The 13,188-nt window shown below is 51.6% G+C and carries 16 protein-coding genes; 14 read left to right on the top strand and 2 right to left on the bottom strand.

Annotation, left to right across the window (positions count from 1 at the left end; all coding sequences use genetic code 11):
* The coding region (locus BLS03_RS25510) for a hypothetical protein (protein ID WP_218122039.1) at positions 1 to 189 on the bottom strand (189 nt) is incomplete at its 3' end.
* 80 nt (positions 190 to 269) lie between these two features.
* On the opposite strand from BLS03_RS25510, the gene BLS03_RS22465 reads away from it, so the two are divergent.
* The 12 genes from BLS03_RS22465 to cobA are packed head-to-tail and all read left to right on the top strand — an operon-like array spanning position 270 to position 10,102.
* The gene (locus BLS03_RS22465; protein ID WP_245696777.1) at positions 270 to 926 is read left to right on the top strand and encodes a phosphate propanoyltransferase; all 657 of its coding nucleotides are present in this window, start codon (positions 270 to 272) and stop codon (positions 924 to 926) included.
* A gap of 12 nt (positions 927 to 938) precedes the next feature.
* Positions 939 to 1,451 carry a PduM family microcompartment protein gene (pduM, locus tag BLS03_RS22460; protein WP_093279115.1) on the top strand — a complete coding sequence of 171 codons (513 nt, stop codon included), beginning with the start codon at positions 939 to 941 and terminating at the stop codon, positions 1,449 to 1,451.
* Positions 1,442 to 1,732: a EutN/CcmL family microcompartment protein gene (locus BLS03_RS22455; protein ID WP_093279114.1), complete on the top strand. Its 291-nt coding sequence runs from the start codon at positions 1,442 to 1,444 to the stop codon at positions 1,730 to 1,732. The genes pduM and BLS03_RS22455 overlap by 10 nt, the downstream gene beginning before the upstream one ends.
* Positions 1,733 to 1,744: 12 nt before the next feature.
* A complete protein-coding gene (locus BLS03_RS22450) occupies positions 1,745 to 2,794 on the top strand; it encodes a cob(I)yrinic acid a,c-diamide adenosyltransferase (protein ID WP_093279113.1) in 1,050 nt (349 codons plus the stop codon).
* A gap of 12 nt (positions 2,795 to 2,806) precedes the next feature.
* Positions 2,807 to 4,228: an aldehyde dehydrogenase family protein gene (locus BLS03_RS22445; RefSeq protein ID WP_281241247.1), complete on the top strand. Its 1,422-nt coding sequence runs from the start codon at positions 2,807 to 2,809 to the stop codon at positions 4,226 to 4,228.
* A gap of 10 nt (positions 4,229 to 4,238) precedes the next feature.
* Positions 4,239 to 5,351: a 1-propanol dehydrogenase PduQ gene (locus tag BLS03_RS22440; RefSeq protein WP_093279112.1), complete on the top strand. Its 1,113-nt coding sequence runs from the start codon at positions 4,239 to 4,241 to the stop codon at positions 5,349 to 5,351.
* Positions 5,348 to 6,706 (top strand): 4Fe-4S dicluster domain-containing protein, encoded by a 1,359-nt coding sequence (locus BLS03_RS22435; RefSeq protein ID WP_093279111.1) that lies wholly within the window; start codon positions 5,348 to 5,350, stop codon positions 6,704 to 6,706. Before BLS03_RS22440 ends, BLS03_RS22435 begins: the two co-directional genes overlap by 4 nt.
* Positions 6,707 to 6,710: 4 nt before the next feature.
* Positions 6,711 to 7,259, top strand: coding sequence for a BMC domain-containing protein (locus tag BLS03_RS22430; protein ID WP_093279110.1), 549 nt, complete (start codon positions 6,711 to 6,713; stop codon positions 7,257 to 7,259).
* Positions 7,260 to 7,278: 19 nt separating this feature from the next.
* Positions 7,279 to 7,653 carry an ethanolamine utilization microcompartment protein EutS gene (gene eutS / locus BLS03_RS22425; RefSeq protein ID WP_093279109.1) on the top strand — a complete coding sequence of 125 codons (375 nt, stop codon included), beginning with the start codon at positions 7,279 to 7,281 and terminating at the stop codon, positions 7,651 to 7,653.
* Between the two features lie 3 nt (positions 7,654 to 7,656).
* A complete protein-coding gene (locus BLS03_RS22420) occupies positions 7,657 to 8,106 on the top strand; it encodes a EutP/PduV family microcompartment system protein (RefSeq protein WP_093279108.1) in 450 nt (149 codons plus the stop codon).
* 29 nt (positions 8,107 to 8,135) lie between these two features.
* Positions 8,136 to 9,320, top strand: a complete 1,185-nt coding sequence (locus BLS03_RS22415; RefSeq protein WP_093279107.1) for an acetate/propionate family kinase — start codon at positions 8,136 to 8,138, stop codon at positions 9,318 to 9,320.
* A complete protein-coding gene (gene cobA / locus BLS03_RS22410) occupies positions 9,317 to 10,102 on the top strand; it encodes a uroporphyrinogen-III C-methyltransferase (RefSeq protein WP_218122038.1) in 786 nt (261 codons plus the stop codon). The genes BLS03_RS22415 and cobA overlap by 4 nt, the downstream gene beginning before the upstream one ends.
* 200 nt (positions 10,103 to 10,302) lie before the next feature.
* On the opposite strand, the gene BLS03_RS22405 is transcribed toward cobA, so the two are convergent.
* Entirely contained in the window at positions 10,303 to 11,481 is a 1,179-nt protein-coding gene (locus tag BLS03_RS22405; protein ID WP_093279105.1) for an MFS transporter, read from the bottom strand.
* A gap of 138 nt (positions 11,482 to 11,619) precedes the next feature.
* On the opposite strand from BLS03_RS22405, the gene BLS03_RS22400 reads away from it, so the two are divergent.
* Together BLS03_RS22400 and BLS03_RS22395 are read left to right on the top strand one after the other, a co-directional pair.
* Positions 11,620 to 12,111: a GNAT family N-acetyltransferase gene (locus BLS03_RS22400; RefSeq protein ID WP_093279104.1), complete on the top strand. Its 492-nt coding sequence runs from the start codon at positions 11,620 to 11,622 to the stop codon at positions 12,109 to 12,111.
* 390 nt (positions 12,112 to 12,501) lie between these two features.
* Positions 12,502 to 13,146 (top strand): flagellar brake protein, encoded by a 645-nt coding sequence (locus BLS03_RS22395; protein WP_093279103.1) that lies wholly within the window; start codon positions 12,502 to 12,504, stop codon positions 13,144 to 13,146.
* Positions 13,147 to 13,188: the final 42 nt, after the last annotated feature.

Raw genomic sequence — 13,188 nt, 5'->3', positions numbered from 1 at the left:
AGAGCCAGAGCCAGAGCCAGAGCCAGAGCCAGAGCCAGACAAGTCTGCGCCCCATACCGCTTCATCGCAAGCGCCAAGCGTTAAATTGGAGCCGGTGACATCGACTGCGGCAAAGTTAAGCGCCGCCAGCGCAGCACCCGCAACGTTAGCACCCAAAGCGCCGCGTATCGTCAACGGCTCAAGCTGCAATCTGTGCGGCGACCCACTCTGTACGCGAAAAAAAGGCGAGCCTAAACAGCGTTGTTTGCATTTTAAAAAGGTGAAGTAGAGTGAATATCGGACAAGTAAAACAAGCGGTGAACAAAGTCATCAGCGAAATGCGTGAGCGCCCTATTCCGGTGGGAATTTCTAACCATCATGTGCATTTGTGTGAGGGCGATTATCAGACTCTGTTTCCCAATCAGCCAATTAGCGTGCGCAAAATGTTAAAGCAGCCCGGGCAATATGCGGCCGAGCAAACGGTGACTTTAGTCGGCCCAAAAGGCGCACTAAAAAAAGTACGCATTTTAGGTCCACTGCGCAGCCAAACTCAGGTCGAAATTTCGCAAACCGATGCCAGAGCATTAGGCATCAGCGCGCCGCTGCGCCTTTCAGGACATTTGAGCCAAACGCCGGGATTGAAACTGGTCAGTGAACACGGCGAACTCGAACTGCCGCACGGCGTGATTGTCGCGCTGCGTCATATTCATATGTCACCACTGGATGCGCTGATTTATGGCGTCAGTCAGGGCGATTACATAAAAGTTGCGATTGAAGGCTCGGCGCGGCGCACCGTGTTTGACCAAGTTGCGGTGCGCGTTGCGCCCAATATGGCGCTTGAGATGCACCTTGATACCGACGAAGCCAACGCCGCCGATCTGACTAATCCCGACGCTTATGCGCGGTTACTGCCGACCGGCCCATGCCGATTCGCGAGTAAACGTTAACGGGTTATTGCTATGAATCAAGCCACAGCCCCCATCGAACCCATCGTCGACCGCATTGTTGCACTGCTTATCGAACGTCAACAGGCGGTGTATCACCTGCCCGCTTGCGCGCTTGATAAACCGCTGCCACTGAGTATCGCAGCGCGCCATCAACATATTGTCATTGACGATGTTGGTTTGGACTTGGTGTGCGAGCTTGCTCGCTGTGATGGGCAAAGTGCGCGGGCGCTGCATCTTTTCGCTCTGATTCAACTTGGCCTTGATGTGCACCTGAGTGTGGCGACTACCCTGTGCTTAGCGCTGCCCGTGAAAGCGCTACAACACTTACCTTTTCACTGGCAAAGCGAGTGCGGTGAGGCACTGCATCTTTACGCGCAATCGGTGCTCGCTTATCGCGACATCAGTCAAGTTGAACATGGCATTGCGGTGGTGGCACGCGGCACCATTATCACCCTAATGGCCAAAGAAACCTTCATCGCGCGGCATATTCCCTGGGTATATGCGGAGAACAGATTATGCAATTAGTCAAAGTCATGGGCTCGATTGTTTCGACCCAAAAATCTCATTCATTGACTGGCAAAAAACTGTTGCTAGTTCAAGCCGCTCACCCGAGCGGCGAGGTCAACGCCAATTGCCGTTTGGAAGTGGCCATCGATTCGGTGGGCGCTGGAGATGGCGAATTGGTGCTGGTCACGCGCGGCTCTTCGGCGCGCATGGTGTTGGATGATTCCCACTCGGCGGCAGATTTATGCATTGTCGCCATTGTCGATTCGATTTCTTGCAGCGAAATGCCTGCAAACCAGTAACTCGGAGGCGTTATGGGGATTTACACCAAAACTGGCGACAAAGGCACCACCGCTTTAGTCGGAGGGTCGCGAGTCGAGAAAATCGCGCCGCAGGTGGAAACCTACGGCACCGTCGATGAACTCAACGCCGCGATCAGTTTGGCGCAAAAAGCGCTGCAAGTGACTCGCCACCAAGAGCTGCTCGATCGAATTCAATTTCAGCTGTTTTACTTGGGCGCTGAACTGGCGGCGCCCAATGCACACATTCGTGATGAGATGCAAAAACGCATCACCGATACCGACATCAGCGCTTTAGAGCGTGCGATTGATAACGCGATGGCGCAAGTGCCGCCAGTACACAGTTTTGTGCTGCCTGGACGATGCGAAGCCGCCAGTCGTTTGCATCTGGCGCGCGCCATTGCTCGCCGCGCCGAACGGCGCGTGATTGCGTTAAGCCACGAGCTAAACTTGCGCCCCGAGCTGATTCGCTATCTCAATCGCCTGTCTGATGCGCTATACGCACTGGCAAGACGCGAAGATATCGAAGCCCAGTTGCAAGGTTTGGTCACCACCATCAGCGCGCGTTATCAAGCCGCGATGAGTCAGGCGAATCAGGCCACTACAAGCGTGCAAACCGACACAACACCGGCCACCTGCGCACAACAAAGCACAGCAAGCAATGCATTACCCAGCGCCACACAGCAAACATTAAAGCTGCTTAATTTGGCCGTAGCGAAAGCGCAGCAAATTGGCATACCGATTGTGTTCGCGCTGGTAGACCGCCACGGCAACACCATTATTCACTATCGCATGCCCGGCGCACTGCTGGTCAGCACTCACTTAGCGCTGCAAAAAGCCTACAGTGCGGCAGCGCTGAAAATGCCGACCCATGAACTGCATCAGGCCGTACAGCCAGGGCAGGATTTGTATCAATTGGAAGCCAGCTGCAGCGGCAAGATCGTCTCTTTTGGCGGCGGCTATCCGATTTTCAACCAGCAACAATTAATCGGCGCAATTGGCATCAGCGGCGGCAGCGTTGAACAGGACATGCAAATTGCCCAAGCGGCATTACAAGGAATTTAGGGGAATACCATTATGAGTGATCAATCATCAACCATCAGCAGCGAACAACTCGAAGGTTTAATTCGTTCAATCCTAAGTGAGAAACTCACCGCACCCGCGCAAAGCCAAACAGCGGCAAGCGGCGATGTGGCGATTTTTGCCGATGTCGACAGCGCAATCCGCGCCGCGCGCCAAGCTTATTTGCAATACCACCAGCTACCACTGAAATGTCGCAGCGCGATCATCACCGCGATTCGTGAGCAACTGGCCGACGATGTGACGCAACTGGCCGAACAGGCGGTCGAAGAAACGGGCATGGGCAATGTCGGCGATAAAATCTTAAAAAATCGTCTCGCGCTGGAAAAAACACCGGGCGTGGAAGATCTCAAAACCACCGCGCTCACTGGCGATGATGGCATGGTGCTGTTTGAGTATTCGCCATTTGGCGTCATTGGCTCAATCACTCCTAGCACTAACCCCACTGAGACCATTATTAACAATAGCATCAGCATGTTGGCGGCCGGTAACGCGATTTATTTCAGCCCTCACCCTGGCGCGAAAAACCTTTCAATCTGGTTGATTGAAAAAATCGAAGCACTGATTTACAAAACCTGCGGCGTGCGTAATTTGGTGGTCACCGTTGCCGAACCGAGCTTTGACAACACCCAGAAAATGATGGCTCACCCAGACATTGCGGTGCTCGCAGTCACTGGCGGCCCAGCCATTGTCACCATGGCGCTGAAAAGCGGCAAAAAAACCATTGGCGCTGGCGCTGGCAATCCACCGTGTTTAGTCGATGAAACCGCAGAAATCGTCAAAGCGGCGCAAGATATCGTTTCTGGTGCCTCACTGGACAATAACCTGCCCTGCATCGCCGAAAAAGCCGTGGTGGTGGTCGATGCCGTCGCCGATCAACTGATTGCGCAAATGCGAGAATATGGCGCACTGTTGATTAGCGAGCCGCAACAAGTGAGCGCGCTTAAAGCCGCGTGCGTGGTGGATGGCAAAATCAACCGCAAGCTCATTGGTAAAGACCCACAAGTTATATTGCAAACCGCGGGGCTGCACTGTCCGGCTAAAGCGCCAAAACTGTTGATTGTCGAAACCCCAGCCGATGACCCGTTGATGATGCTCGAACAACTGATGCCAGTGTTGCCAATTGCGCGCGTCGCCGATTTCGAACAAGGATTGGCGCTGGCACTTAAGGTCGAAGGCGGTCTGCACCACACCGCAACCATGCATTCGCAAAACGTATCACGGCTTAACAAAGTTGCCCAGTTGATGCAGACCTCGATTTTCGTCAAAAACGGGCCATCTTATGCCGGTATCGGCTATGGCGCAGAGGGCTTTAATACCTTCACCATTGCCACACCAACCGGGGAAGGCACCACGTCAGCGAAAACCTTCTGCCGCCTAAGACGCTGCACTCTGACCAACGGTTTTTCGATTCGCTAAGGAGTGAAGCATGAAACGTTTTGCTCTGCCAACCGCCATCTACAGTGGGGCGGACAGCCTGGAATATTTGCGCCGTTTTCAAGGCAAAACGGTGTGGATTGTGTGCGACCCATTTTTGGCAAACGGCGCGGCGATCGAACGGCTTAAAGCGCCGTTAGTCGGTAACCATGTCAGCGTCTACAGTGACATTCAGCCCGATCCCAACATCAAAACTGTCGTGGCGGGCATTGAAGTGCTGCTGCGCATCAAACCCGATGTGGTGATTGGCTTTGGCGGCGGTTCTGCCATTGATGCCGCTAAGGCGATGGTGTTTTTCGCCAGCCATTTGGGAGTCAACATTGACGCTTGCATTGCAATTCCAACCACCAGTGGCACGGGTTCCGAGGTGACCAGCGCGTCGGTTATCACCGACTCAGAAAGAGGCATCAAATATCCGCTGTTTGAGCGCAGTATCTACCCGGATATCGCCCTGCTCGACCCTGAGTTTGTGGTCACCGTACCGCCGAAGGTCACCGCCAACACCGGCATGGATGTACTCACCCACGCCCTTGAAGCCTATGTGGCGACCAACAGCACCGACTTTAGCGACGCCTTAGCCGAAAAAGCCATTCATATTGTGTTTCGCTATCTTCCGGTGGCGTATGAAAATGGCGCCTGCTTGGCAATTCGGGAGAAACTGCATAACGCTTCTTGCTTGGCGGGAACGGCGTTTGGTCAATCCGGGCTTGGGCTGAATCACGCTATCGCTCATCAACTTGGCGGTCAGTTCCATATTGCCCACGGGCTGGCGAACGCGATTTTGCTCACTCATGTGGTGCGCTTTAACGCGCGATTTTCACCGCGCGCCGCCAAACGCTATGCGCGGCTGGCGAAACATTTGCGCTTTTGTCAGCCTCAGGCGACGCCAGAAACCGGTGTCAATCAGCTCATATTTCATATTCAAAAACTGCAAAAACAGCTGCAAATCACCGCTTCGCTGCGCGCGCTGGACGTCAACCGCGCACAAGCTATGGAACATATGTCGGCGATGATCAACGCCGCATTAAACGATTCAACGTTGGCAACCTCGCCCTACCAGCCAAGCGCCGCCCAAGTTCGAACCATCATTGAGGCACTGCTATGAATACTGCAAGCTTAGACAGCCCGCTGAAACCGCTCAGCTCAGAACACATCGTCGATATCGCTCAGCAAAGCGGCATCGTTGGTGCAGGCGGCGCTGGGTTTCCCACCTATGTGAAATTGCAATCTAAGGCGGAGATCGTGCTGGTCAACGCCGCTGAATGCGAGCCGATGCTAAAAGTCGATCAGCAATTGATGGTCAGCGAAAGTGATGCACTGCTGCGCGGGTTAGGCTATTCGATGCAAGCAACCGGCGCCAAACAAGGCATCATTGCGTTAAAAGCCAAATATCAAGCGGCAATCGATACCCTTACTCCCAAATTACCCGCCAATGTAAAACTGCATATTTTGCCCGATGTCTATCCGGCGGGCGATGAAGTGATCACCATCTGGTTGGCCACCGGGCGTCGTGTGCCTCCGGCGCAGATTCCAATCAGTATTGGCGTGGTGGTCAATAATGTTCAGACCCTGATTAACCTTGCTCATGCCATCGACGATCAAACTCCCGTCACGCATCGCGTGCTGACCTTAAACGGCGCCATCGCCAAACCGATGACCGTGAATGTGCCGATTGGCACCAAAATCTCGCAGTTGATTGAACTGGCAGGCGGCGCGACCGTTAGCAATCCGGCCTACATTAACGGCGGACCGATGATGGGCAAATACTTGGCCGATATTGATTCCCCCGTCACCAAAACCACCGGCGGCATACTGGCGTTTCCAGACGATCATCTGCTGATCAATCGGCGGCTGCGCAGCGATGAGCAAATCATGGCGATGGCCAAAACCGTCTGTGAGCAGTGTCGGCTGTGTACTGACTTATGCCCGCGCCATTTGATTGGCCATGAACTCTCGCCTCATGAGCTGGTAAAGTCGATGAGTTATAAGCAATTTGCCAAACCGTCTACCCTGCTTTCAGCGCTCACTTGCTCAGAATGCAGCGTGTGTGAAAGTTACGCCTGCCCGGTCGAAATTTCGCCGATGCGCATCAATCAAATACTCAAAAAAGAGCTGCGTGCAAGCGGCGCCAAATACAGCGAACCGATTGAGCAGCAAGACCCAATGGCCGAGCATCGCTTAGTACCGATCAATCGCTTGATCGCGCGTTTAAAACTTGAGCCTTTCTATCATCAAGCGCCGCTGACCACGCTCGATTGGCAACCGCAACAAGTCACCATTTTACTCAGTCAGCACATCGGCGCGACCGCCACGCCATGCGTGGAAGTCGGAGAACGCGTGCAAGTGGGTGACTGCATCGCCACGGCTGCGCCAAACGCACTGAGCGTTGCCCAGCACGCCAGTATTAATGGCATCGTCAGCGCGATAAGCGACAGCGCCATCATTTTAAGTCGAGGATAAGCTTATGCATCATGCAATTGGATTAGTCGAACTCAACAGCATTGCCAAAGGCATTGAAGTGTGTGACGTGATGCTAAAAAGCGCCAATGTCACTTTGCTATCGGCCAAAACCATCTGTCCGGGTAAATACATCGTGATGGTCGGCGGCGAAATCGCTGCGGTCAAACAGTCGGTGCAAAACGGTGAGCAACAAGGCGGTCATATGGCGATCGACAGCTTCGTGCTCGCCAATGTCCACGCCAGCGTATTGCCTGCGCTGAGCGGTGTAACCCAACCCGATACCAAACAATCAATTGGTGTTGTGGAAACCTACAGCGTCGCAACCTGCGTTGACGCTGCCGATGCCGCAGTGAAAGCCGCCAACGTCACCTTGCTGCGTATTCATATGGCGTTTGGCATTGGCGGAAAATGCTATTTGGTGGTCAATGGCGATGTTTCCGATGTGAGCTCGGCGGTGCAAGTTGCCAGCCTTAAAGCTGGCGAAAAAGGTCTGCTGGTGCATGCCAGCGTGATTGCCAAACCTCACGCCGATCTTTGGCAACAACTGCTGTAGCAAGAGTTAGGAGGCCGATATGTTTGACCCACAAAGCCAAATCGATGACCGCGAGGCAAGCAAAACGCGCATTATTCAAGAATATGTGCCAGGTAAGCAGGTGACTCTCGCCCATCTTATCGCCAACCCCAATCAAGCTATCTACAAAAAATTGGGGTTGAACGAGCAAGCCAGCGCGATTGGAATTTTGACCATCACTCCCAGTGAAGGCGCGATCATCGCCAGCGACATCACCACCAAATCTGGCAATGTCGAAATCGGCTTTATCGACCGTTTTACGGGCGCTGTGGTGATAACCGGCGATGTGTCGGCAGTGGAGTATGCCTTAAAACAGGTGATTCATATTCTCAGCCAGCAGCTCAAATTCACCCCTTGCGACATTACTAGGACTTAAGCCATGCAACGTTTGATGCTTATCGGCCAAACCCAATGCGGCAAAACCACCCTGCTACAAAAATTGCGCGGTGCGCCGCTCAAATATCATAAAACTCAAGCGCTCGAGTGCGAAGCCAACTCAATCGATACGCCGGGTGAGTATTTAGAAAACCGCCGCCTGAATAGCGCGCTAATCACCACCTCCTACGATGCCGATGTGATTGGTCTGGTGCACAGCGCCACCACCGAACAAGACGTGTTCGCGCCACTGTTTGCCAGTGTGTTCAATAAACCGGTGATCGGCATTGTCACTAAAGCGGATGACAGCAGTGCCAATTTAGCGTTCGCCACTGAGCATCTGAGCGGCGCAGGTGCTGCGCCCATTTTTGTTACCTCATCGTACAGCGGCCAAGGTATTGAGCCACTCATCGATTATCTGTCTGGTCTCGGCCCACCGCAGACCACAATTTAACGTTGATTCACGACCACAAGGAGAGGCCAATGCAAACTAAAATTCTCGCCATCAATGCGGGTAGCTCATCGCTTAAGTTTCAGCTGTTTGCGATGCCGCAAGAAACCACACTATGCCAAGGCATTGTTGAGCGAATTGGTCTAAGTGACGCACGCTTTACCCTCAAATATTCCAACCAATACATCGAACATATCCTGTCGGTCGACAATCACCAACAAGCCGTCGAACTGATTGTTCATCACCTGCTTGAAGTTGGCGTCGTCAGCCAACTGGACGAAATCAGCGGTGTCGGCCATCGCGTGGCCCATGGCGGCGAAGTTTTTCACGACTCAGCGCTTATCGACGAGCGCGCATTAACCCAAATAGAGCAACTGTGCGAACTTGCGCCGCTGCACAACCCAGTCAACTTGGTTGGCATTCGCGCGTTTATGAATACGCTTCCGCTCGCCAAGGCCGTTGCGGTATTTGATACCTCATTTCACCACACCTTAGCGGCGAAAGATTATCTCTATCCGATTCCTTATGAGTATTATCAGCGCTACCACATCCGGCGTTATGGCTTTCACGGCACCAGCCATAAATACGTTAGCCAGGCTTACGCCAACGCCTGCAATACCCCCCTTGAGCAGCTGAATTTGATTACTTGCCACTTAGGAAACGGTTCGAGTCTGTGCGCGATAGAGCATGGACGCTCAATACAGACATCGATGGGATTCACGCCGCTCGCTGGCGTAATGATGGGGACTCGCTGCGGCGATATTGATCCATCGATTTTGCCATTTCTCGCCGAAAAAGAGTCCTTAAGCGCAAGCGATCTCAACACGATGATCAATCAGCAAAGTGGTTTGTTTGGCGTATCCGGTCTCTCTCATGACTGCCGCGACTTACAACAAGCCGCCGAGCAAGGCAATCAACGTGCGGCATTGGCGCTAGAGATGTTTATTGAGCGAGTGCGCGCGTTTATCGGTCAGTATTTGGTCAAACTCGGCCATGTGGATGCGATCATTTTTACCGGTGGCATTGGTGAACATGCTGCGGCGATTCGCGTGAAAATCTGCACATCGCTACAACCATTAAATATTCTGATAGATGTGGAGAAAAACCGCGCTACATCAATGATTATTTCTCGTGATGAGAGTCCAATAACCCTTGCGGTCATCGCCACCAATGAAGAATTAATGATCGCCAAAGACGTAATGAGGATTGGATTATGAACGGAAAAGTCTGGCTAGTGGGCGCCGGCCCTGGCGACCCGACACTGTTAACCGTTAAGGCGTTGCATTTGATTCGCAGCGCGGATGTCTTGGTGTTTGATCGTCTGGTCAGCGCGGAAATTTTGCGTGAAGCGCCAAGTGGCTGCGAAAAAATTAACGTCGGCAAATTGCCAAACTTCCACCCGATTCCACAGCACGAAATCAACCAAACTCTGGTTCACTACGCACAGCAAGGTAAACGGGTGATTCGCCTTAAAGGCGGCGATCCGTATGTGTTTGGTCGCGGCGGTGAAGAGGCGGAAGCCTTGGTCGAAAATGGTGTGGAATTTGAAGTGGTGCCGGGAATCAGCTCGGCGATTGGCGGTCTGGCTTATGCCGGTATTCCGGTCACTCATCGTGACTGCGCCTCCGCGTTTCATGTCGTTACCGGGCATTTAAAACAAGGCAAAGAACCACAAGATTGGTCGCTGTACGCCAAACTCGATGGCACCTTAGTGATTTTGATGGGCATGAGCCAACTTGACTCGATCTGCGAGCAATTGATCGCCGGCGGAAAAAGTGCCAACACGCCCGCGGCCGTGGTGCACTGCGCCAGTCGCGATAATCAGCAAGTGGTGTGTGCAAACCTTAGCGAACTGCCAAGCAAAGTTGCACAGGCGAAAGTCGGCGCTCCAGCACTGATTGTGATTGGCGATGTTGCCGCCAAACATTCGCTGCTGTCGTTTAACGCCAGTTTGCGCCATATTGAAGAGCTCTACAATCTGGAACGTCTGTTTGCTTAATACCGAAACAACTCTGTGCCCAAACAACTCTGATTCCAAACAAACCTGTGCCGCAGCAGCTTTGTGACGAAACTACTCTGGCCCGTAAGCCTTAGCCTCACGCACATTGCCAAAGTCGATATCGGTTAGGGATAAAAAAACAGCGCCTAAGCGCTGTTTTTGTTTGTCGAATCCAATCAACCAGAAACCCAATCGGCAAATTAACTTAAACGAAAACGCAGGGTTTCGTTGCCATGGGCCGGTTGGCGCGGAATGTTCAATGCCAGCAGCAATGAAACCGCCGCCATCGCCGCGCCGATATAAAACACCCACGCCGGAGAGACCAACCAGATCAAACCAAACGTCACCGGAATCACCACCGCCGCAATGTGGTTGATGGTAAACGACACGCCAGCGGTCGATGCCATATCCGCAGGATCCGCAATTTTCTGGAAATAGGTTTTGATCGCCAAAGCCAAAGCAAAGAACAGATGGTCAACCACATACAGCGCCGCCGCCCACTCTGAGGTGGTGACAATGGCATAACCCACAAACACCAAAATCAAACCGACGTATTCAAACGCCAAGGCGCTGCGCTCGCCAATCACGCCAATAAAGCGGCCAATACGTTTAGCAAACAAGAAGTTAAATACATAGTTAATCATAAACAGCATGGTGATGTCGCCCGCCGAATAACCAAACTTTTCCACCATCAAAAAGCCCGCAAACACGGTAAAAATCTGACGTCTTGCGCCGCTCATGAACGTCAACGCGTAATAGAGCCAATAACGTTTGCGCAGCACTAACTTCTTGTTTTGTGGTGTGTGGGATTGAAACTCTGGAAAAATCAGCGCAGCGACAATCACCAGTACCAAACCTAAACCGCCAGTGCTGAGATACACTGTGGTGTAATCAAGTTTGAGCACTTCCAGCATCACCCACAGCACGCCATAAGTCAGCAGTGAGGCTAATGCGCCAATGGATATCATCTTACCCAGCATCTCAGGCGCTTCATCTTTATTTAGCCACTGCAGAGACAGTGACTGCTTAAGCGTTTCGAAATAATGAAATCCGGTCGACATCACCAGCGTTGTAAACAGCAATCCAAACAGGGAAGGAAAAAAGCCAGTGATTGCAGTTCCAAGCGTCAGCAGTGCCAGAGAGATCAACATAAAGCGTTGTTCGCGAATAAACAGCAGCACAAACACCGCAGTAAAGGCGAGAAAGCCTGGAATTTCACGCACGCTCTGCAGTAAACCGATATCTGCGCCATCGAAATGGGCTTTTTCCACCACAAAGTTATTGAGTAGCGCCATCCAGCTTGAAAAAGCGATCGGCACGATGATAGAAACAAAAATTAAAAAGTGCTGGGGAGTTTGCCAGCGTTTAAGAGCGGTCATGACTCACGTCCTTACAAAAGAAAGCATAGTAACTGGCGGCGGTTATTTTACCAACACTTGATTAACATGCTTAATGCTTTTCTTTACTAAATTTTCGTTATAAGGTGCTGTTTCTCATATCAAATAAAGGAAAATTGCATGGAGATTTTGATTCGCCCGACGCAAGTCAGCGATGCTGCCGCTGTCGCCAACATCTATTCGCAGCCCAAAGCACAAGCGGGTACGCTGCAACTGCCAAAACCTTCGATTGATATGTGGACCAAACGACTCGAATCCATGCCCGTTGGCGTGTACTCATTTGTTGCTGAAGTGGATGGCAAAGTGGTCGGTAATATCGGCTTTGAGCATTCACAACGCCCAAGAACCGCCCATTGCGCGAGTTTTGGTATTGGCGTACACGATGATTATCACAACCGCGGCATTGGCTCGAAGATGATCGAAACCGTACTTGAGCTTGCCGATAACTGGCTGCAAATCAAACGCGTTCAAATTGAAGTCAACTGCGATAACGAAGGCGCCATCGCTTGCTACAAAAAGTTTGGCTTTGAAATTGAAGGCCAAGCCAAAGGTTCAGTGTTTCGCCAAGGTGAATACATAGACACTTACTACATGGCGCGAGTCAAACTGTAATCACGCTTCTCTGCTCAGTACTTGACGGGTTATTTTGTCGCTCAAGTACTGCCCCCCCCCCCAGCACACTTACCTTTCATTGCTTACACCAACAATCCAAACTTTCAATATCGCAACAAAAACCATTCTCAAAAACTATCAACAATCAACGAATTCTCATTTTTGAGTACACATAAGTTCAGTTTTGATAACTAGATCAAATAAATTACCGAACCTCGTATTTGAACTAAAGTCACGCCACACATAATATGTGGTTGTATTAGGGGATGGACATATAAAGGCACAGCTCGCAACGCAACGCTTTTATAACAGCTTCACAAACAAAATAATAAGTAATCAACAGTGATAAAAAAAACACATTCAACGCTAAATAGTACGGACGCTTTAGCGATGATCGAACACGGTGGTGAAATGACGATTGGCATTACCACCCCGGTTGGAACTTCCTTTCGCGCGACAACCACTTTTATTGGTAAACATTCTGAAAATGTCGCGCTGATTGAGCTTCCCAAGATCAATGACGACGACCTTGAGTACTTCTTCCAAGAAGGATTTTGGTTAGTGGTACGCGCAATTTCCCAGCGCGGCGAAGGCGCTTTGGTGCATTTTCGCAGCCAAATCGTTCATCTCTACCAGCACCCGATTCCTATGGTGGCGATTTCAGTACCGCGCACCATGGAAGTGGCACAACTGCGTAAAGAGCCACGTTACGAGCTAAATTTGGGCGCGCGGATCTGCGCTGATGACCGCAAAGTCGAGTGTGAAATTCGCGATTTGTCCAAAGGGGGTTGCCGTTTTGTCACCACCCCACTGGCGCGCAGCTTTCAAGTAGGGGATTTGATTCGCCTTGAAGTGGTGGTACGCAATAAAAACGATGCCAGCCTCGCACCACTGAATGGCAAAGTGTGTAATTTGCAACGTTCGCTACACTACGCCAGATACGGGGTCGAATTTGATGAACTCGGCCAAGAAGCGGCGAAAAAACTGCTCAGCCACCTCAAATTTGATGGCACTCGCCTGACCTTAAGGGCATAAAAAAACGCGCTCAACTTCGAGCGCGTTTTTTGTCTATCTACA

Source organism: Vibrio xiamenensis, assembly GCF_900100015.1.
Lineage (GTDB): Bacteria > Pseudomonadota > Gammaproteobacteria > Enterobacterales > Vibrionaceae > Vibrio > Vibrio xiamenensis.
Note: the sequence above shows the minus strand (reverse complement) of the source record. Positions and strands in the feature narration are given on the sequence as shown.